The sequence below is a fragment of the Bacillus sp. KICET-1 genome (assembly GCF_027721405.1).
Taxonomy (GTDB): domain Bacteria; phylum Bacillota; class Bacilli; order Bacillales; family Bacillaceae; genus Bacillus; species Bacillus velezensis.
Genome location: NZ_CP113515.1, coordinates 1,526,447 through 1,545,324, shown reverse-complemented (window position 1 = coordinate 1,545,324; position 18,878 = coordinate 1,526,447). Strand labels below are relative to the sequence as shown.

Here is an 18,878-nt window from a genome sequence, read left to right as displayed (position 1 = left end):
TCATCCTTTTTCATTATGGATAGGGGAGATGACGCGGGCCGGAACGCCGACCGCCGTCACATGGCCGGGAATTCGGCTGATGACCGCAGCCCCCGCGCCGATAACGGACCAAGGGCCGATGTCAATCTGCGGTATGACGGACGCGCCGATTCCGATGTGCGTTCCTTCCCCGACTTTCACTCCGCCGGCAAGCGCCGCGCGCGGTGAAAGATGGACGTAATCTCCGATTGCATTGTCATGATCGGCAACCGCGCCCGTATTGATGATGCAATGGGCGCCGATGTCAGCGCCCGCCTGAATGACGGCGCCCGCCATCACAACCGTTCCGTGTCCGACGGAAGCCGTTTCACTGACGATCGCCCCGGGGTGAATGAGTGCGGCATAATCGTCATCTTCAAGCCCAATCGTTTCAGCGAACTGCTTTCTGACGCCGTTGCGGCCGATGCATATCGTGAATACGGCCTCGGGGACGAGTTTCCGAAGCATGGGCACGTCTTTCGTCCGGCCCGTATATAAACCGTTCCGAACGGCAAAACCGCTGAATCCGTCATCCAATACGCCCGCAAGCTCCATATCGGAACGGGCCTGCACGATTTCCTTCACGACTTTTCCGTGTCCGCCGTTTCCGATCAGCACGACCTTTTTCACGATGACATATCTCCGCTGCCTGTGAAGCGCTTTGCCGTCACATGGCCGGCTTGATGTATGCCTTCTGACACGAGAACTTTTTTCACTGTTAAAAGCAGAATCTTTAAGTCGAGAAGAAATGTGCGGTTGTCGACGTACCACACGTCGAGCTTGAATTTTTCCTCCCATGAAATCGCGTTTCTCCCGTTAATCTGCGCCCAGCCCGTAATCCCCGGCTTCACCTCGTGGCGCCGCGCCTGCTCCGCCGTGTAAAGCGGCAGATAATCCATCAGCAGAGGGCGGGGGCCGACCAGACTGATATCTCCTTTGAGCACATTAAAAAGCTGGGGAAGCTCATCGATGCTCAGTTTTCTGATCAGCCTTCCCGTTTTGGTCAGGCGCAGATGATCCGGAAGCAGCACACCGTTTTCATCACGCGCATCCGTCATCGTCCTGAGTTTATACAACGTAAACGGACGCCCGTTATGCCCCGGTCTCGTCTGTTTGAACAATACCGGAGACCCGATGGCGCATCTGACGGCGGCCATGGCGAAGAGAAGGATGACGCTCGCGCCGCACAATAACAACACCGCGGCCGCTATATCAAATACACGTTTCGCCTTCAAATCTGAACAGCTCCTTTCACTTTTCGGCATTTCTGTAAAGCAAGCCGCCTTTCTTCTTTCGTACAAATGAAGAAAAAAGCGAATGCGGCATAGCTCATGCATACGGCAAGCCCCGTAGCGATCAGGCCGGCCCAGCTGTCAAGCGGTGAAAACAGCCGGATACCCCGGCAGACAGCCCAGGCAAATACGGCCGCCGCCAACGGGCCGAACATTCCTTTGTAAAACGCGGTTTTCTGAAAACCGGTAATATGCGAAACATACAGCGGCGTGAAGACGGCATTTTTCAAAATGAGCGAGACTGCACCGGCGATGGTGATGCCGTACAGCCCGAGATGAGCCGGTCCGCTGAGAACCACGGCCAATATGACATTCAGTCCGCCTAAACATAAAGTAACGACGGCGGGCGTTTTTTGTTTATTAAAAGCCGTCCATACGTAAAAAAGCGGCATGACAGAGAGACTGACCGCCAAATACGCGGCGTGAATGTATAAAAGCGGCGCCGTCTGCACAAACGACGGGCCCAGCCAAATCGCCAGAAACGGTTCGGCGAGCCCTCCTAATAATGCGGCGGGAAGCGCGAGGAGAAGCCCGTTCAGCCGCACGGCCTTATTGGCGTAAGACAGGAGACCTTCCATATCGCCTTTTGAATAGTAGGAAGTCAAAACCGGCGCAAACAGTGAAGCAAGCGTCCCGGCAAGACTTCTGAGCAGGAGCGGGAATTGAATAATCGCCGCATAGACACCCGCTTCAGACGGCCCCAGCACGAGGTTGGCCGTCATGAGGTCAATCTGCAGAAACAGCAGCACGCCGATCTGGTTGACAGAACTCCAGGCACCGGCCGAAAACAGCACTTTGCTCGTCTGTAATGACAAGGTTTTACGGCTGAAAGAAAACCACGGAATCAATTTCTTAAAAAAGAAAAAAGTCAGCACGGCCGCACAGACGGCTCCCGCTAATGCCGAAAGCTGGATCTGCCAGATTTTCGGCGGCAGGCACGTAAACAGAGCGAGCACACACAGCACCCTGACCAGCATTTGCACGGCCTGAATGGAGCTTGTGATATAAAGCTTGTTGGCGAAAAACGGCCCCGTCGCGAACCCCGCCATAAAAAACGTCAGCATAAACAGCACGCTGCCGATCACGATAGAGAGCCTCACATCCGTTAAGAGCCCGGCCGGTACATTCATAATCTTGTCAATAAAAAAAGCCGTCCCGGCGAGCGGCACAGCGAGCAATAGAGATATCACGACAGACGCGGCTAAATAATTGCTTACATACGCATTGGCCTCGTCCTTGTTCCCCCTGTGGGCGGCGACGGAGAAAAACCTCACAACGACAGAGCTCAGCGCAACGGTAATTATAGAGAAATAGTTAATGATATTCTGTGTCAGATGGACAAACCCAAAAGCCTCCACACCTAATGTTTTCACAATAAAGGGCGTCATCCACACTGATAAAAACACCGATAGTAAAAACGCCGTCACATTGGCGCCGAAATTAATGGCAAATTTCATGCTCCTTCCGCACTGCCTTTCTCTTTCGATTTCCGTTCGAAAAACGCATGCAGAAGAAGAGGAAGGCGCATTTTGCACAGGCCGAGCACCACGCGCTCCCCCGCCAGCAGCTGTTTATGCCGGCACGGCGTGCTGCGCACCGCCGTTTTTACCATGTCATACGTTAAGATTCTGCCGATATGCGCCGTAATCTGATGTGACGGCTGCGGGGCGGCGCATGCGTTGGCGATCAGCATCGGAATCTGATGCTTGCACAAATACGTATCAATATCGCTCCGGCAGGCGTCCGTCAGCCCGTTTTCCTCATAAAAAGCCATTTTCGCTTTATATTGCTTTTGCAGTTCGTGATCTAAGCGGGGCTTAAACGGGGTTTCTGTAAGACTTTGCGGATTTTCCCGGTAGATATACAGCCCTTCGTCTATCACTTTGACACGCGCGGCTTGGCGGAACGCTGCCAAGTTAAACGGAGAGTCCTCGGCAAACCGGATATCTTCATGGAACAACAGTCCTTGCAAAGATTCTCGCCGGTATATATAGCGCCACACATACCAAATAAACCGATGTTCGTGCGCGCGGGTCAGCAATGCAGTCATTTCATCCGCTGTGAAGACGCGGCCCGCCGGAATGGACGGCGGCATATATGTTCTTTTCTTAGACGGCGTTTCCTTATAATAGCCGCATCCGGCGATATCCAGCCGGTTCTTCTCCGCTTCTTCATAAAGCCGCTCGAACATCGTTTCCGTCACATAGTCATCGCCGTCCGCAAAACCGATATAACGGCCGCGGGCGGCTTTTATTCCGGCATTGCGGGCCGAGCTGAGGCCGCCGTTTTCTTTATGAATCACCCGGATTCTCGCATCTTCTGCGGCGAATTGTTCAGCAATACGGCCTGACTGATCCGGTGAACCGTCATTGACGAAAATGATTTCGATGTCTCTCAGCGTCTGTTTTGTTAAAGAAACCGCGCATTCTTTAATAAAAGGCTCTGTCTTATACATCGGCACGATCACGCTCACAAGCGGCGCGGTCATTGGGCATCACCGCTGATTTTCGAGCGCAGCCCGGCAAAATAAACACTTCGCAATGAACCGCCTTCCTCATGCTTGCCGCTGAGCATCCGGTTTACGGCGGACGTTACGGCTTCAGGGTCGGGACGCTCAAGCAATGTCATGTTCGGTATGTTTTTCAGCCATTGATAGCCTTCCATCACCTTATGATCAAACGAACGAATGACGACACAAGGCGTTTTCGTCAGCGCACAAAAAATCATCCCGTGAAGCCTGTCAGTGACGACGGCTTCCGCGCCTTTCAGCGTATTCCAAAGCGCTTCCAGCTCCTTTTCGCGTGTATGGCGGCTGACCCTCCGGCCGACCGTCGTGGTAAAGGAATACAGCTCGCCGTACTCTTTTGCCAAAGCTTCTTTTACCATCGTTCTGTCCTCAGCCGTCAGCGCACTCTCCTTATCCTCCCGTAAACAGAGGTAGATCCCTTCCCGCGGGGTGCGCCGCTCGCTTTTATCCAAATATAAGACCATGTCAGGCTGTTTGAGCACTGTTTTTCCGGGAAAATGACGCTTCATCCATTGATACGTCGTCTCATCTCTCGCCATTAACAAAAGGTCGGGATGCGCATTGTACACTTTTCGGGCGCGCTTCAGTTCCTTCCGTCCCTTTTTTGATTCAGAAAAGTGAGCCGTCGCCGGAAGCTGAACGATCCGATATTCCCGGAATGTTTTGATAATAAAGCGGCGCGTCCATTCCTCATACCGGTACAAATCCCCCATGTTCCCGCCGCCGATGATGAATACCATATCATCGGAGTGGCGCTTTTTGATCAGCGCTTTTGCCGATCTGTATATATCCTTCATATCCACCTCGACAATGTCAAAATCGGGATACTCCCGTTCAAGAAACGTTTTGCTTGCATAGGCGATGGCGTGATCGCCGAGATTATCGTGGGACGGGAGCAGCGTCAGAATGATCTTTTTTCTTGCCGCTGAAAGCCCCGACCCATCCGCTGCCGTTCCGAAATGAAATTGGGACGGGTATTTGACCTTAAGCAACAGCCATTCCGCAAGATTGATTTTTAAAGATTGTATCGACATGTCTTCACCCTCTGATTTTCATTTTGTACTCGATTGCCCGCTGATACGCGGCTGATGCCAGCGACACGAACGGAATCAGCTTCAGCTTCGCCAAAAGCAGAAGGCATGAGCGTTTGGCGTCAAACGGCGCCGTTCCGGTTTTGGAAAGGCTCAGGCGAAACACGGGATCAGCGCATATCCGGCTGATATTCTTCCACTTCTCAGAAAACCGGCCGCCGTTATTCCGCTTCCATTCATTCAGCAGGCAGACTGTTCCGTGCTGAACGATGAAAAAATCCAGCTCCTGCCGGTATTCCTGTAAGCAGCCGTTTTCACGCAAAAAAGCCTCGTTCAGCCGATAGAGAACGAGACCTGAGTCAAACAGCTTTTTCTGATAGCTTTGCACAATGGAAGTCAAGTGAATCCGATAATGATAGAGCGGCTGATCCACGTACGAGACCGCACCTGCGAAAACATGCGCCCTGAGGCTGAAGTACTGATCCTCCACGTGCTCCAGCTCATCACGAAGCGGAAAGCGCAGCTGATGATGCTCGATCATCGTTCTTTTGTACAGCTTGTTCCATGAAAAACCGCTGACTCTTCCTTCAAATAAATCTTTCAGGTACCGTTGTTTCGGGCGGCCCGCGTACGCTGAAGCGATCGTTGAAACGGCGGTTTTCCCCGTATCCGCAAATTCGGCCGCATATTCGCAAATCACGAGATCCGCCTGATCAGCCTTCGCTTTTTTATACATGCGCAGGCAATAATCAGGTTCAACCCAGTCGTCCGCATCAATAAAAGCGATAAATTCGCCGCGCGCCGCCTCGATTCCCCTGTTGCGGACCGCGCCGAGCCCCCGGTTTTGCTGATGAATGACCCTGATTCTCTCATCCCGCTTCTGATAGGTTTCAAGAATCGCCGGGCTTTGATCCGTTGACCCGTCATTAACGGCCACGATTTCGATATTGGCGAGCGACTGATTGAGCAATGAATCTAAGCATCTTTCTAAATAAGTTTCCGTATTATACACAGCAATTAATAAACTGACCGCGGGTGTTTCCATATAAACCTCCAGTGTCCATTACCGGGAAAAAATCGTTCTGTACGGAAGCACAGACGAATCGACCGGCATAAGCAAGTAACTGTAAAGAAAATAACAGACAATAATGGCGATATAAATCAGCGCATTTGATTTTTCATCAAAAATCCTCACAAAATAAGGGATCAGGATCATTTGGTACAGGCCGAAATATATATTAAACCGGGCAAAAATAACATCCTTTGTCGCCAAAAGACCGAAGAGCAGGCCGAGCAGACAGAAATTCACGATGACATCAATGTCAGGCCAGAGCTTCCGCAGCCGCTCCCGATAGCAGAAAGCCAAAAACAGCGGCAGAAGCAGCACCGCGATTTTTACGACGTTCATCCCGTTCGTATTGGTCATCAGCCATTTCTCATAATGGCCGTACGAGCTGTTTTCCAGCACGACGACAAACAGCGAAATGAACTTCTGATACAGAAACGTCATAAGAAGAAACAATGCCGACAGTCCGAAAATCGCGGGCGACCAGGCTCTTTTTCTGACGAGAAAATAAACCGGAATCATAATCAGCGCTGAGGAATGAAAAAGCGAACACAGCAGCACGATTGACATATAACGCTTCCAGCTTCCGCTGATCACGTAGCGGACGGCCCAAAACAAAACGGCCGCCACCATATACTGCCTGATCCCGTTAAAGGAAGCATAATAGTGATACGTGCCCAAAAACAAAAACACACTCAGCTCAAACGGACGGCCGAACTCAACGAGCCCCTTTAAAATAAAGCTGCACGTCACGACCGCCACGGTGAAATACATGATTTGCGGATCTTTCGTGATAAAATTCATGAGCCAGATGAGAGCCGTAAACCCCGGATCAACGGCTGCTTTTTTCGCTCCGAACCCGAAGATCTCCCAAATGCTGCCGTAATTTCCCGCCAGCTTGTACATCAGCGCGTACGTCTGAAAATCCGTCCCGACTCTGTAGCGCAAACCGGAGACCAATACGAGCGATAGCAGCGGAACGATCATGACGAGCTGATTCGGCCGGTATCCGGTCGAAAGCGATTGATCACGCCCGCCGCACATTTTCGCGAACCATGACCAAATATACACAATTCCCATATTGACTACGTATACAATCATTCGTTACTGTTCCTTTTTCCAATTCATATTGTAAAGCTTCATAACAGCCCCCGCATTTTCTCCCGCGTCATATCCCTGCCGTCTGAGGGTTTCTTTAATGCGCGCCCCGTCAGGCTTTGCCGCCTCTGCTGCCCGTAAAACCGCGGATGCCCATTGTCGGGGCGGTTCTTTAAGGCTGAGCCTTTTGACCAGCCCGAGCCCGGCATCGGCTTCTTCCGTTATGCCGTCTGATATCACGCACGGCACCCCGGAGGCCTGCGCTTCAACGAGCGTGACAGGCAGCCCTTCATAAAGAGACGGCATGACAAATACATCCAGCGTTTTCAGCAGGGCATGAACGCGTTCTTCTATGCCGATAAAACGCACATCATCATCAAGCCCCAGCTTCGCCGCCAAATTTTCCATGTCGGTGCGAAGCGGACCGTCCCCGGCGAGAACCAGCTGTAAACCGATGCCCCGCTCTTTCATATCAGCGGCCAGCCGGAGCAGAAATTCGTGGTTTTTTTCTTCTGTAAAGCGGCCGATATGGCCGATCACCAAACGGCCGTCTGCAATGCCCCGCTTCCTTTTTTCAGCTTCTGTGTCCGCGCACCCGCCGGCAAATAAGTCGAGATCAATGCCGTTCGGCAAAAGATGCACGTCTTTTTCTTTCCCGAATAAGAAACGGCCCGCGTCTTTTCCGCAGGCGCACAGTGCCGTGGCGTTTGCCGTAATCAGCCGTCTGAAAACAAACAGCTGCATCCCGGCAAGCCGCGACGCCCGCCCCCGCCACGACGTACTGTGCGAATGGCAGATCCGCACCGGGACGCCGGCTAAACGAGAGGCAAGCGCGATGAATCCCGACTGAAAATCGGTATGGGCGTGCACGGCGGCAAACGGGCCTTTTTCCTGAATCACCCGCTTGACCTGTTTTACAAATGTAATCGGGTTTGTGCTGCCGATGCTCGGCACATAAAAAAGCCGTCCGCCGAGAGCGAGAATTTCCTCATCATAAGCGCACGGATCGTTCCTATGGGTTAAAAAATCAAACTGCACCTTCGTTCTGTCCATCTTCCGGTACAAATTCATCATCATCGTTTCTGCGCCGCCCCTGTTCATCCCGCTGAAGATGTGCAGCACCCGTATCGGTTTGTCAGTCATGTTCGGCAAGCCCTTCTTTTTGGCGGATGTCCCTGTTTTTATGATAACGGTTCATGACCGCGGGCGGCGTAATGGCGCGGATGAGCGGTTTTGCGATATACGCGTAATGGGAAAGCGGCAGCTTCAGCCGTCTGCAGGCCTGAAAAACGAGCACCGCATTATCAATGGAATACGTAAACGATCTCCTCTTAAACGCATCACTGTCCTCTCTTACTTTATACAGCGTTTCTTGGAGATTGTATCCCCGGAAACCCGCTTCAAAAAAGCGCAGCCACAAATCAATATCCTCCATCCGCCGCGTCCGCCTGACTGACCGGTAGCCGCCAAGCGCTTTGTACGCTTCAGCCCGCATCATAATGGTGCCGTGGCAGAACGGTGTGCCTTTCGCCATAATTCCCGGTTTCGGCACGGGCGGCAAAAGCCGGGCGCCCCTTACACCGAATTCGTCAAATACGAGCATGCCCGTGCCTACGACTTGATAGTGGGCGTGCTTGTTTAAGAAAGCGGCCTGTTTTTCCAGTCTCCTGGGGTTGGAGATGTCATCACCGTCCTGCCTGGCGATATAATCCCCCGTTGCGTATGTCAGACAGCGGTTAAGCGAAGCGGCAAGCCGTTGATTTGTCTTATTTTGAATCAGCGTAATCCGGTCGCCGTAATGATCCGCGTAACGGCGCGCAATCTGATACGTTCCGTCAGTTGACGCGTCATCACACATAATCAGTTCCCAATTCTTATAAGATTGGCTCAGGATGGATTCAATACTCTCCGCTAAAGTCTCTTCGCAATTATAAATTCCCATGATGACGGAAATTTTCGGTTGTGCTCCTGCATTCATACGCTTTTCTCCTTTTTATCCATATAACCGGCGTAAATGTGCGCCATTTCCTTTACCGTACGTGTTTCTGAAAAACATTCCGCCGTCCTGCGCCCTTCTTGCCCCATTGCTTTTCGCAGCCCCGGGGAGCGGTACAGCTTTTCAATCCGATCGGCAAACGCCGCGCTGTCCCCCGCCGGCACGAGAAAACCGTTCACGCCGTCTTCGATGATCTCGCGGTGCCCCCTGTTGTCCGCGGCAACGGCGGGCTTTTCGGCAGCCATTCCTTCAAGCAGATTCATGCCGAGTCCTTCGCGGATGCTTGAGGCGACAGACAGATCAGCAAGCTGAATCAGTTCATGAATATCGCGGCAAAAACCGTAAAACCGCACCATGTCGGATACACCGAGTGATTCAGCCTTTTTTCTGTACGGCTCTTCCATCGCGCCTTCTCCGGCAAATACGAGTTTCAGCTCCGGGATGCGGTTCTTCAGCAGTGCCGCAGTCTCAATGAGAAGTCCCTGGTTTTTATTGCCGTTTAATTCAGCGGGGTATACGAGAATAAATTCCCCGGCGCCGAAGCCGTGTTTTTCTCTCAGACGTTCACTCTCTTCCCGGCTCACAGGGCGAAACCTGTCTGTATTCACCCCGATGCCGTGTATTTTTTTCGCGCTGCAATCTGTTTTTTTCATTTGCTTGGCCCGTTCGTAATCCTCTTCATTAATCGTAATCAGACAATCCGTATAAGAAGAAAGAAATTTTTCGATCGGGTAATAAAGAAGCCAGTTTTTCAGAGGCGCTCCGTCGCAGAAGTGAAAGCCGTGCGCGGTGTACAGCACCTTTGTCCCTTTTTGGCGCGCTTGTCTCGCCGCAAGGCGTGCAAGCACGCCGCCGACCGGCGTATGACAGTGAATCATGTCGTAGCCGTTGTCCTGAATGAGCCGTTTCAGACGCCTGTAAACAGAAAGATTTTCGGGATGAAACGGCGAGCGCCGGATCGGAATGGAAAACTTTTCATCAACGAACGGAAGATTCATATTGCCGCCTGCCGCGACGTGCACCTCCCAGCCCATATCCTGAAACCATTGAAAATACGGAAGATGAAAGGCTTTAAAATGATAATCGACTGTGGCGCAGAATAATACTTTTTTCGTCATCTTTCTGTCCTCCCATCACACGCCTGCGGCCGCTTCTTCATGTACTGATTCAATCGCCTCAAACAGCCTTTTTCTCAGCTCTTCTTCAGGCAGACGGCTGAATTCCTCCATAAAACGGATGAGCACGGCCCAATTCCCGTCCACCGCTTTCCCGATATGGATTTTCGGAAAAATCTGCTCCGTATGTACTTCATTATGATTCAGCAATTCTTCATACATCTTTTCTCCCGGACGGATGCCGGAGAATTCGATGGGAATCTGTTCTGTCGTATAGCCTGATAAATGAATCAGGTTTTTTGCCAGATCGACGATTTTGACGGGTTCTCCCATATCCAGAACGAAAATCTGCCGCCCTTTTGCAAGCGCACCCGCCTGAATGACGAGTCTTGACGCTTCGGGGATCGTCATAAAATATCTTGTCATCGCCGGATGCGTGACGGTGACGGGTCCGCCTTTTTCAATCTGCTTTTTGAAAATCGGAATGACGCTGCCGCGGCTTCCGAGCACATTTCCGAAACGGACGGCGGCGAATTTGGTGCGGCTGATCTTTCCGAGGTTCATGATGACCATTTCCGCAAACCGTTTCGTCGCGCCCATGACATTGGCCGGATTGACCGCTTTGTCAGAAGAAATCAGCACGAATGTTTCCGTTCCGCACATGTCGGCGGCTTCGGCGACATTTTTCGTGCCGATGATGTTGTTTTTAACGGCTTCTTCCGGATTATGTTCCATTAACGGCACATGTTTATGGGCAGCCGCATGATAGACGACGTGCGGCTCGTATTTTTTCATCAAAGTAAAGATTTTATCTCTGTCCTGAATATCGGCGATCTCCGCGTGAAAGAGCACCTCTTTGCCGAAGCGTGCGGACAGCTCGGTATGTACGGAATGAATGCTGTTCTCCCCGTGGCCGAGAAGGACGATTTCCCGCGGAAGAAACGCGCTGATCTGGCGGCAGATCTCAGAACCGATTGAGCCGCCGGCGCCCGTGACCAGAATCGTTTTTCCCTTGATGCTGTCAGAAATTTTGCTCGTATCAAGGGTGACCGGCTTTCTGCCGAGCAGATCTTCGGCTTTTACATCCCTGATGTGTCCGGCAGCCTGCGTTCCGAGCAGGATCTCATCAAATTGCGGCATGATTTTAATATGGGCGCCCGTCTGCACACATTCTTTGTATAACGTCTGAAGCTCATGGGTGCAAAGAGACGGAATGGCGATGATAATATGGTGAATTCTCAGCCTCTGCACCGCCGGCATAATGCTTTCTTTTCCGCCGATGACGGGCAGGCCCATGATTTCGAGCTTATGCTTCGTCTGATCATCATCAATAAAAGCCACAGGCATGATTCCGAGATCGTTTTTCTGGGTAAGCTGACGGACGAGCAGCGTCCCTCCCGCACCTGCGCCGATGATCAGCGCCCGGGAAGAGTCATTTTGCTTCCTGCCGATCGTTTCTTTCAGCACCCGTGAAATCATCCGGCTTCCTCCGATGAACAATAGCTGAACCATCCAGCTGACGGCCAACAGCCGGAACAAAATCGTGTGGAACACCCCGTATTGGACGGCGGCTGTCACAGCTGCGGACAGCGTGATCCCCTTCAGCAGATCAAGCAGCTCGCCTATTCCCGTGTACGTCCATACCTGCTTATACTGGTGAAACATAAAAGCGCATACATGATGGCTGATCAGCATGCTCACGGCAGTCAGCAGCAACGCTCCGGAGTCATAAAAGTGATAAGAATCCTCAAAAAATTGATATCCTATAACAACGGAAAGTAAAACGAGATACGTATCCAATGCAAAAATCATTGAAAGTCTTCTCCGGTAAGTCAATCTTTCCCCTCCTCATTTATCGGTTTAGCTGATACGGTTTTCGTAAAAACAGACATAACAGCTAAGCCGATAACAATGCATCATCTTAAGATAAATTGGGCATTTAACCCGTCCTCACACCCCGCCACCGACGACCAGCATCTAAGGCGGCGAAAAACGCCGCCCACAGCAGAGCCGAGTGCCTCCGTTGATAAAGGTAAGGAGACATCACCTGCACCGCTCAATACGAGTAGTGCTCCGTTTTTTTGATTTTCTTTTTATTCAGCAGCGCCCCCAAAAGCTTTGCCTTTGACTGCTGGAGCGCGTCTCTCGCCTTTTGGACGGTATCCATTTTCGTTTTTCCGCTCAAGACGACGAGAACGCTTCCATCTGTCTGGTTCGCTAAAATCTGTCCGTCCGCCACCGCCAAAAGCGGAGGTGAATCGAAAATAACCAGACTGTACCGGCTGTACATCTCCTGAATCAGCTCTCCCATCGCCTTTGAAGATAAAAGCTCAGCCGGATTCGGCGGCGTCGGCCCGCTCGTTAAGACGTAAAGGTTATCAATCAGCGTTTTTTGCACCGTTTCGCCGAGGGAAGCGTTTCCGACTAACACATTCGTAAGGCCTTGTACATTTTCAAGCTGATAGGTCTCGTGTATCGTCGGTTTTCGTAAATCCGCATCGACGAGCAGCACCTTTTTTTCCTGCTGCGCAAATACCGCGGCAAGGTTGGCGGCGCTGAATGACTTTCCTTCTCCCGGAACGGAGGAAGTGACGAGAATAGAGCGCAAATGGGTCTGAACAGAGGAGAACTCAATATTTGTCCGAATGGTGCGGTATTGTTCAGCCACCAATGATTTGTGATGTAAAACGGATATTTGAGCCAGTCCCCTTCTTGATTTCTTTTTTCTGAATCCCAAACGCCTCACTCCCCGAAATGTTTTTCATCAGACCGTGTCTGCTGATTTTTGATGTCATACACAACCCCTAAAACAGGCAAGTCTGTTTTTTCGCTGAGCTGCCGCTCGCTTTTAACGGTTTCATCAAGAAAGTGGAGAAAAAACGCAAGCGTCACACCCGCCATGAGAGCCGCACCGAACGCCATCATGATATTCCTGATGCGCGAAGGCTTGACCATCGGGCTTTCCGATGCTTTTGCCTCGGACAAAACAATGACGCCTTTTATATTCATCCTGTCACGGACTTCTTTTTTAAATGTCTTCATCAGCGTGTTCGCTATAGCGGCGGCCTGTTTCGGGTTCTCGTCCTGCACCGCTACGGTAATGATCTCTGAATCGGTTTCGCTGCTTGTCGTGATCTTTGCTTTTAAAGCGGATGCCGTCTCAGAAAGATGCAGCTTCTGTTTCACTTTCTCAAGCACAACCGGGCTTTTCATTATCGTTTGAAACGTATTGTTGTAATGAAGATTCAGCTGAACGTCGCTGAGATTCGAATTTTTTTCACCGCTTGTTTCATGAATGAGCACTTGGGTCGATGCCTGATAAACGGGCGAAACCACCCGGAATTGGATGTATCCCGTCACCAGCGTTACAACTGCTGTCATGATAAAAATCAGTAAAAGTCTGTGTTTAATAATGTCAAATAATTCTTTAAAACTCATATTCTCATTCATGTAATTACAGCCTCATCCTTATTGCATCAGGCTTAAACGCCCCCTTCTGTTAATGATTGGATTATAAAAGAAAAGGTCGAAATTTGAAAATTTCAAATTAAGCCATTTGGTTCTTTTTAGAGAACATTATCATGATTTTCCTCTTATTTACTGCACTTACCTTATAATTTTAAATTTTATAAAGAACGAAAAATTTCTTATAATGAACAAAAAATGCCAGTATACAGGGGAGAATTCAGCACAATGATTGGAAGAATAATTCGTTTATACCGCAGAAGAAAAGGCTACTCTATTAATCAGCTAGCAGTTGAAGCAGGTGTCTCTAAATCTTATTTAAGCAAAATAGAACGGGGGGTTCACTCAAATCCGTCCATCCAATTTCTGAAAAAAGTATCCGCCACCCTGCAGGTCGATCTGACGGAGCTTTTTGATGCCGAAACGATGCTGCATCAGATGGGAGACACGGAAGATGAGTGGCGCATCCACCTTGTGCAGGCCGTGCAGTCGGGCATGCCGAAAGAAGAACTGTTCACCTTTACGAACAAACTGACTGAAAAACGCCCGGAGCCCGCACCCTACCGTAACAGAAAACTGACTGAATCCAACATTGAAGAATGGAAAGCGCTGATGCAGGAAGCAAAAGAACTCGGCTTGTCCGTTCAGGAAGTCAGATCATTTTTAGAACGGAAGCGTTACTGATGATATGCTGATGAAAGGGCTTTTATTCGCTTCATGCCTTCATCTCTGTTTATAATGAAAAGAAAAAAGGGGATGAAATCATGACAAAACTTACCGTTCAAACCCGCTGCGGCGCACTGAAAGGAACTGCCGGCCGCGGTGCCCGCACATGGAAGGGCATACCGTACGCGAAGCCGCCCGTCGGAGAGCTCAGATTTAAAGCGCCGGAGCCGCCCGCACCTTGGGACGGCGTAAAACATGCCGACTCGTTCGGGCCGATTTGTCCGCAGCCGGATGATATGCTGTCTATATCGTTTTCCGGGGATATACCGGCTCAATCTGAAGATTGCCTTTACCTCAATGTTTTCGCCCCCGATTCAGAGGGCGAAAAAAAGCCTGTCATGGTATGGATACACGGCGGGGCATTTTATTTAGGTGCCGGAAGCGAACCGCTTTACGACGGATCTGCCCTTGCCGCTGACGGAGATGTCATTGTCGTGACACTCAATTACAGGCTCGGACCGTTAGGCTTTTTACATTTGTCTTCTATTCATGACGCGTATTCCTCCAATATCGGGCTGCTCGATCAGATCGCCGCGCTGCGCTGGGTGAAGGACAATATCTCCGAATTCGGAGGAGACCCGGATAACGTCACGATATTTGGTGAATCGGCAGGCGGCATGAGCATCGCCTCCCTTATGGCAATGCCTGACGCAAAAGGCCTGTTTCATAAAGCCATTTTAGAAAGCGGCGCCTCTCATACGATCCCGGCGGACATGGCAAAAGACATCGCGGCGGCATTTATTCATGAAGCCGGCACTGATCAATTGCAGGAGCTTTCCGTTAATGACCTGCTTAAGACTGCGGATAAAGTGCGGCGCTCACTAGATCAAAACATTTTTCAGCTTTTGTTTCAGCCCGCCATCGATCCGGCCACATTGCCTGCGGAATCGGTGAAAGCCATAGCAGACGGGGCCGCAGAAGGCATACCTATGATCATCGGAACCAATCGTGATGAAGCATATTTGTTTTTCACCCCTGATACAGACATTCATTCCGAGAAAAAGCAGCAAGATTATTTGCATTATTACCTCGGAGAGAACTGCACCGAGCAAGCGGCAGATTTATATCCGCATTCATTAAAGGGACAAATCGATATGATGACGGATCTGATTTTCTGGCGGCCGGCTGTCGCTTTCGCACAAGGACAGTCGCAGCACGCACCGGTCTGGATGTACCGCTTTGATTGGCATGGCGAAACACCGCCGTTTCATAAAGCCGTTCACGCTCTGGAATTGCCGTTTGTGTTCGGAAACTTTGATTCTTTGAGAAAGACGCTGCAAGAACCGCTCGGTGATGACGCAGAACAGCTTTCCAAACAAATCCAATCCGCATGGCTCGCTTTTGCAAAAACCGGAAACCCGAACACCTCTCACTTCAATTGGCCTGAATATGATACCGATTCACGCGAAACTTTGCTTTTCAACACGGATACCGCTGTCGAAAGTGATCCCGATTCAGCAAAACGCCGCATCTTGTTTCAAGCATAAAAAACGCCAAGGGAGCCGGCTCCCTTGGCGTTTCGTTTTCATCTTACTTCAGACATCGCAGAAAATCCATTTCCGCATTACCCTGATATGTTATATTCTAACCCAATACGTTAACCAAACATTCATAAAGGAGTTTTTATATGGAGAAATCAAGTATTATCGGCACAGCTGCCGTTATAATCGGGGCGCTTATGACCTTAGTTTCATTAATATTCCTGCGCGACACTGATTTCTATGCCGTGAGGTGGATAGGGGTTGTTATCATGGTTGCAGGATTTTCATGCGGGCCGGCCCACTCCATTTCAAAACATAAAAACAAACATGAAAAAGAAACCCGGTAACCTTTACTGGGTTTCTTTCATACACTTCATTTCATCTCACTTCATAATGCAACTCCGCAAATTGCTTATAGCGCCTGACATCAGTCAGCTTCAGCCCTGTCTCCCGGTCTCCGGGTTTGAACAAAGAAATTCCGCGGCCGAGCAGAACGGGGGCGATCTGAATGATAAACTCATCGACAAGTTTTTCCTCCAAAACCGGGTGCAGCAGATCACTCCCGCCGACAATCCAAATCCGCTTGCCTTCTTGGCGTTTCAATGCTTTTATAAAATCGGCAGGCTCTTCATGAATAAACCGCACATGTTCAGTGCACCCGGTCAATGTCCGCGAAAACACATAGCATTCTTTACCTTTGTACGGAAATTCCTCAGGCAATAAAACCAATATTTCTTCGTATGTTTTTCTGCCCATGATGATCGTATCGACAGATTCATAGAAAGCTTCATAATCGGTGCCGTCTTCACCTTCAGTTCCGATTAACCAATCTAAAGAGTGATTTTCCCGCGCAAGATAGCCATCTGCGCTGACAGCTCCGTAAAAAACGAGCTTTCTTTGACCGCTCATAAAAATCCCTCCCCCTTTTTTATTATACCTTGAACATGCGGATGAAATGAAAAATGATAGAACCGGATAAAAACCCCTGCTACCGGGTTTTCGTTTCTTCCTGCTTTGGAGATGCTGTTAATATGCCGTCTATCCATCTTCCGGTAATCGGCATAAAGAAATGAAGGATGATCCCGCCTAAACAAACGGTTAATAACGTTCCGATGCCTACCGGACCTTTTAGCATCACGGCCAGTATGAAAAATATGAAGTAAATGACCGTTCTTGAAAAAAAGATGCTTCTCCCGGTTAAATCGCGGACAATTAGCGTTAACCGATCAACCGGGATCGGGGCGAAATTTGTGTGCAGATAGGTTGCGGTTCCTATCCCTATCACAACTAAACCGATTGCAAAACAGCCCGCTTTTCCGTACCATAGTTCAGGCGTTATGACTCGATGCAGAAAAAAAAGCCACATATCAATCCCGATTCCCGTTATAAACGCCGTAATCATCCCTGAAAATTCCGGCCTTTGCCTTTTTAACATTGAATTACAGCAAATTAACAGGAAAGCGATGATGATTTCCCAGCTTCCCACGGTAAGCCCTGCATGGACGGATAATCCCACAATAAGCGCATCAAAAGGAGACGTTCCAAGATCTGATTGAATCGTGACAGAAATACCAAAGGTCAAGATCATGATTCCTAAAACATAAAAAACATATTTCACTTTATCGTCCTCATTTTCTTATTTTATGTTGCAAATACAACAAAAATACGGTATGTTTACTATACGGTATTTTCATTGCAAACACAACAAAAAAACAGCTGATATGATAAATGAAGAAAGGAGCTGTATGACCATGAGTATTCAATTAAAAAAGTGCAGCCTTAACGATATAACAGAGCTCCGGGAGATAAGCATTGAAACATTCAATGATACATTTAAGGATCAAAATTCAACAGAAAATATGAAAGCTTATTTGGAAAATGCATTCCGCTCTGAACAGCTGAAAAAGGAATTATCCAATCCGTCTTCTCAATTTTATTTTATTTATTATCATAATGACCTTGCGGGGTATGTAAAAGTCAACATGAACGAAGCACAGTCAGAAAAAATGGGGGATGATTCTCTTGAGATTGAGAGAATTTATATAAGAAAAAGCCATCAGAAACACGGGCTTGGCAAATATCTGCTGAATGAAGCTGTGAAAATCGCAACAGCACACAATAAAAAGAACATCTGGCTGGGCGTATGGGAAAAAAACGAAAATGCAATCGCCTTTTATCAAAAAATGGGGTTTGTCCAAACCGGAGAACACTCTTTTTATATGGGGGATGATAAACAAGTCGACTTTATCATGACCAAAACCCTGTCGTAAAAGGATACAAAAAACCCGGCCAAGCTGCCGGGTTTTTTCTCTTATTTTAATTTTCCCGCACGGATTTCATCGGTCATTCCTTCGTACGGCGCTTCTGAAATCAATGTTTCGTTATTGATTCCCGCATTGTTGAGATACGTAATATCCGCAAACTCGGGAACGACATATTTCGGGTACGTTTCATATTTCTCACGTGATTCTTTCATCACGTCAATGTAATCATTTTGGTAGCACACCGTGATTTCCGGATGCTCATGCACCCATTTCGGGAAGAAAATAATTCCGTGCATCCGTTTTTCATTCGGCATAAAGTTTAAGGAAACATCTGTGCCTGTCGGTTCAGTCCATGACACTTTGTATACGCCTTCTGTCAGCTTGACGATATTCACTTCCTGGTCGCGCACCCAGCGGCCGCCTACCATTCCGCTATGAATCCGATAGTCGATCGTATGATCATTTTTAATATAGATTTCATACTCCCAGCCGTTTTCATACGTGTAAATCATATGGCTTCCGATAAAGTTTTCCATGTTGACTCACTCTCCATCTTATTATTGAACTTCATAAATATCTAACCGAATGTCATCCGGCAATCGGACCGCAGCCCCGATAAACAGCCGGTCCTGCAGATGCTGATATGCCTCGCTGCTTGTTTCAAACACAGGCACAGTGCGGAAATACGTGTGCTCGGGATCAATGATGCGGTTCACTGACTCATAAATGACTTTTTTAAAGAAGGTTCATTCAAGGACGTATCACCTCCCGAGACATTATGTTTATTTAAACATGTAAC

The 18,878-nt window shown here is 49.2% G+C and carries 21 protein-coding genes; 4 read left to right on the top strand and 17 right to left on the bottom strand.

Going from position 1 to position 18,878, the window contains the following annotated elements; genetic code table 11:
* The 13 genes from OVA33_RS07890 to OVA33_RS07830 form a co-directional block, all read right to left on the bottom strand.
* The gene (locus tag OVA33_RS07890) at positions 1–648 is read right to left on the bottom strand and encodes an acetyltransferase (RefSeq protein ID WP_065180496.1); all 648 of its coding nucleotides are present in this window, start codon (positions 646–648) and stop codon (positions 1–3) included.
* Positions 645–1,253 carry a sugar transferase gene (locus tag OVA33_RS07885; RefSeq protein ID WP_007407383.1) on the bottom strand — a complete coding sequence of 203 codons (609 nt, stop codon included), beginning with the start codon at positions 1,251–1,253 and terminating at the stop codon, positions 645–647. Before OVA33_RS07885 ends, OVA33_RS07890 begins: the two co-directional genes overlap by 4 nt.
* Positions 1,250–2,767: an MATE family efflux transporter gene (locus OVA33_RS07880; RefSeq protein WP_017418871.1), complete on the bottom strand. Its 1,518-nt coding sequence runs from the start codon at positions 2,765–2,767 to the stop codon at positions 1,250–1,252. The genes OVA33_RS07885 and OVA33_RS07880 overlap by 4 nt, the downstream gene beginning before the upstream one ends.
* The gene (locus OVA33_RS07875; protein WP_128974120.1) at positions 2,764–3,798 is read right to left on the bottom strand and encodes a glycosyltransferase; all 1,035 of its coding nucleotides are present in this window, start codon (positions 3,796–3,798) and stop codon (positions 2,764–2,766) included. The genes OVA33_RS07880 and OVA33_RS07875 overlap by 4 nt, the downstream gene beginning before the upstream one ends.
* The gene (locus tag OVA33_RS07870) at positions 3,795–4,871 is read right to left on the bottom strand and encodes a polysaccharide pyruvyl transferase family protein (RefSeq protein ID WP_025649307.1); all 1,077 of its coding nucleotides are present in this window, start codon (positions 4,869–4,871) and stop codon (positions 3,795–3,797) included. Before OVA33_RS07870 ends, OVA33_RS07875 begins: the two co-directional genes overlap by 4 nt.
* A 4-nt stretch (positions 4,872–4,875) precedes the next feature.
* The gene (locus OVA33_RS07865) at positions 4,876–5,913 is read right to left on the bottom strand and encodes a glycosyltransferase family 2 protein (protein WP_061862591.1); all 1,038 of its coding nucleotides are present in this window, start codon (positions 5,911–5,913) and stop codon (positions 4,876–4,878) included.
* An 18-nt stretch (positions 5,914–5,931) separates the two neighbouring features.
* On the bottom strand, positions 5,932–7,035 hold the full coding sequence (locus tag OVA33_RS07860; RefSeq protein ID WP_007613926.1) for a biofilm exopolysaccharide biosynthesis protein EpsG: 1,104 nt from the start codon (positions 7,033–7,035) through the stop codon (positions 5,932–5,934).
* Between the two features lie 3 nt (positions 7,036–7,038).
* On the bottom strand, positions 7,039–8,175 hold the full coding sequence (locus OVA33_RS07855) for a glycosyltransferase family 1 protein (RefSeq protein WP_025649309.1): 1,137 nt from the start codon (positions 8,173–8,175) through the stop codon (positions 7,039–7,041).
* Positions 8,168–9,010 carry a glycosyltransferase EpsE gene (locus OVA33_RS07850; RefSeq protein ID WP_012118512.1) on the bottom strand — a complete coding sequence of 281 codons (843 nt, stop codon included), beginning with the start codon at positions 9,008–9,010 and terminating at the stop codon, positions 8,168–8,170. Before OVA33_RS07850 ends, OVA33_RS07855 begins: the two co-directional genes overlap by 8 nt.
* Positions 9,007–10,146 (bottom strand): glycosyltransferase family 4 protein, encoded by a 1,140-nt coding sequence (locus OVA33_RS07845; RefSeq protein ID WP_022553825.1) that lies wholly within the window; start codon positions 10,144–10,146, stop codon positions 9,007–9,009. The genes OVA33_RS07850 and OVA33_RS07845 overlap by 4 nt, the downstream gene beginning before the upstream one ends.
* A 15-nt stretch (positions 10,147–10,161) precedes the next feature.
* Positions 10,162–11,979, bottom strand: a complete 1,818-nt coding sequence (locus OVA33_RS07840) for a polysaccharide biosynthesis protein (protein WP_021495233.1) — start codon at positions 11,977–11,979, stop codon at positions 10,162–10,164.
* A gap of 220 nt (positions 11,980–12,199) precedes the next feature.
* A complete protein-coding gene (locus OVA33_RS07835) occupies positions 12,200–12,880 on the bottom strand; it encodes a protein tyrosine kinase EpsB (protein ID WP_007407393.1) in 681 nt (226 codons plus the stop codon).
* 5 nt (positions 12,881–12,885) lie between these two features.
* Positions 12,886–13,593, bottom strand: coding sequence for a YveK family protein (locus tag OVA33_RS07830; protein WP_017418864.1), 708 nt, complete (start codon positions 13,591–13,593; stop codon positions 12,886–12,888).
* Positions 13,594–13,836: 243 nt separating this feature from the next.
* Between OVA33_RS07830 and slrR the strand changes: the two genes are divergently transcribed.
* The 3 genes from slrR to OVA33_RS07815 all read left to right on the top strand — a co-directional run bounded on the left by slrR (position 13,837) and on the right by OVA33_RS07815 (position 16,162).
* A complete protein-coding gene (slrR, locus tag OVA33_RS07825; RefSeq protein ID WP_017418863.1) occupies positions 13,837–14,292 on the top strand; it encodes an HTH-type transcriptional regulator SlrR in 456 nt (151 codons plus the stop codon).
* Between the two features lie 80 nt (positions 14,293–14,372).
* Entirely contained in the window at positions 14,373–15,821 is a 1,449-nt protein-coding gene (locus OVA33_RS07820) for a carboxylesterase/lipase family protein (protein WP_128974121.1), read from the top strand.
* A gap of 140 nt (positions 15,822–15,961) precedes the next feature.
* Positions 15,962–16,162: a hypothetical protein gene (locus OVA33_RS07815; RefSeq protein ID WP_063636471.1), complete on the top strand. Its 201-nt coding sequence runs from the start codon at positions 15,962–15,964 to the stop codon at positions 16,160–16,162.
* Positions 16,163–16,193: 31 nt separating this feature from the next.
* Here the strand turns inward: OVA33_RS07815 and OVA33_RS07810 are convergent, their stop codons facing one another.
* On the bottom strand, positions 16,194–16,724 hold the full coding sequence (locus tag OVA33_RS07810) for a dihydrofolate reductase family protein (RefSeq protein WP_017418861.1): 531 nt from the start codon (positions 16,722–16,724) through the stop codon (positions 16,194–16,196).
* A gap of 79 nt (positions 16,725–16,803) precedes the next feature.
* Positions 16,804–17,433 carry a YczE/YyaS/YitT family protein gene (locus OVA33_RS07805; protein ID WP_014305880.1) on the bottom strand — a complete coding sequence of 210 codons (630 nt, stop codon included), beginning with the start codon at positions 17,431–17,433 and terminating at the stop codon, positions 16,804–16,806.
* 133 nt (positions 17,434–17,566) lie between these two features.
* Between OVA33_RS07805 and OVA33_RS07800 the strand changes: the two genes are divergently transcribed.
* Positions 17,567–18,085, top strand: coding sequence for a spermidine/spermine N(1)-acetyltransferase (locus tag OVA33_RS07800; protein ID WP_031378298.1), 519 nt, complete (start codon positions 17,567–17,569; stop codon positions 18,083–18,085).
* Between the two features lie 41 nt (positions 18,086–18,126).
* On the opposite strand, the gene OVA33_RS07795 is transcribed toward OVA33_RS07800, so the two are convergent.
* Both OVA33_RS07795 and OVA33_RS07790 read right to left on the bottom strand, forming a co-directional pair.
* On the bottom strand, positions 18,127–18,615 hold the full coding sequence (locus tag OVA33_RS07795) for a phenolic acid decarboxylase (RefSeq protein WP_033575180.1): 489 nt from the start codon (positions 18,613–18,615) through the stop codon (positions 18,127–18,129).
* A 21-nt stretch (positions 18,616–18,636) separates the two neighbouring features.
* Positions 18,637–18,795 carry a DUF3237 family protein gene (locus tag OVA33_RS07790; protein WP_079979765.1) on the bottom strand — a complete coding sequence of 53 codons (159 nt, stop codon included), beginning with the start codon at positions 18,793–18,795 and terminating at the stop codon, positions 18,637–18,639.
* Positions 18,796–18,878 lie beyond the last annotated feature (83 nt).

What these genes read in the sequence shown, in the direction of transcription:
- OVA33_RS07880 (WP_017418871.1), bottom strand. Translation starts at nt 2,767, where the DNA reads ATGAAATTTGCCATTAATTTCGGCGCCAATGTGACGGCGTTTTTACTA.
- OVA33_RS07875 (WP_128974120.1), bottom strand. Translation starts at nt 3,798, where the DNA reads ATGACCGCGCCGCTTGTGAGCGTGATCGTGCCGATGTATAAGACAGAG.
- OVA33_RS07870 (WP_025649307.1), bottom strand. Translation starts at nt 4,871, where the DNA reads ATGTCGATACAATCTTTAAAAATCAATCTTGCGGAATGGCTGTTGCTT.
- OVA33_RS07865 (WP_061862591.1), bottom strand. Translation starts at nt 5,913, where the DNA reads ATGGAAACACCCGCGGTCAGTTTATTAATTGCTGTGTATAATACGGAA.
- OVA33_RS07860 (WP_007613926.1), bottom strand. Translation starts at nt 7,035, where the DNA reads ATGATTGTATACGTAGTCAATATGGGAATTGTGTATATTTGGTCATGG.
- OVA33_RS07855 (WP_025649309.1), bottom strand. Translation starts at nt 8,175, where the DNA reads ATGACTGACAAACCGATACGGGTGCTGCACATCTTCAGCGGGATGAAC.
- OVA33_RS07850 (WP_012118512.1), bottom strand. Translation starts at nt 9,010, where the DNA reads ATGAATGCAGGAGCACAACCGAAAATTTCCGTCATCATGGGAATTTAT.
- OVA33_RS07845 (WP_022553825.1), bottom strand. Translation starts at nt 10,146, where the DNA reads ATGACGAAAAAAGTATTATTCTGCGCCACAGTCGATTATCATTTTAAA.
- OVA33_RS07830 (WP_017418864.1), bottom strand. Translation starts at nt 13,593, where the DNA reads ATGAATGAGAATATGAGTTTTAAAGAATTATTTGACATTATTAAACAC.
- slrR (WP_017418863.1), top strand. Translation starts at nt 13,837, where the DNA reads ATGATTGGAAGAATAATTCGTTTATACCGCAGAAGAAAAGGCTACTCT.
- OVA33_RS07820 (WP_128974121.1), top strand. Translation starts at nt 14,373, where the DNA reads ATGACAAAACTTACCGTTCAAACCCGCTGCGGCGCACTGAAAGGAACT.
- OVA33_RS07815 (WP_063636471.1), top strand. Translation starts at nt 15,962, where the DNA reads ATGGAGAAATCAAGTATTATCGGCACAGCTGCCGTTATAATCGGGGCG.
- OVA33_RS07810 (WP_017418861.1), bottom strand. Translation starts at nt 16,724, where the DNA reads ATGAGCGGTCAAAGAAAGCTCGTTTTTTACGGAGCTGTCAGCGCAGAT.
- OVA33_RS07800 (WP_031378298.1), top strand. Translation starts at nt 17,567, where the DNA reads ATGAGTATTCAATTAAAAAAGTGCAGCCTTAACGATATAACAGAGCTC.
- OVA33_RS07795 (WP_033575180.1), bottom strand. Translation starts at nt 18,615, where the DNA reads ATGGAAAACTTTATCGGAAGCCATATGATTTACACGTATGAAAACGGC.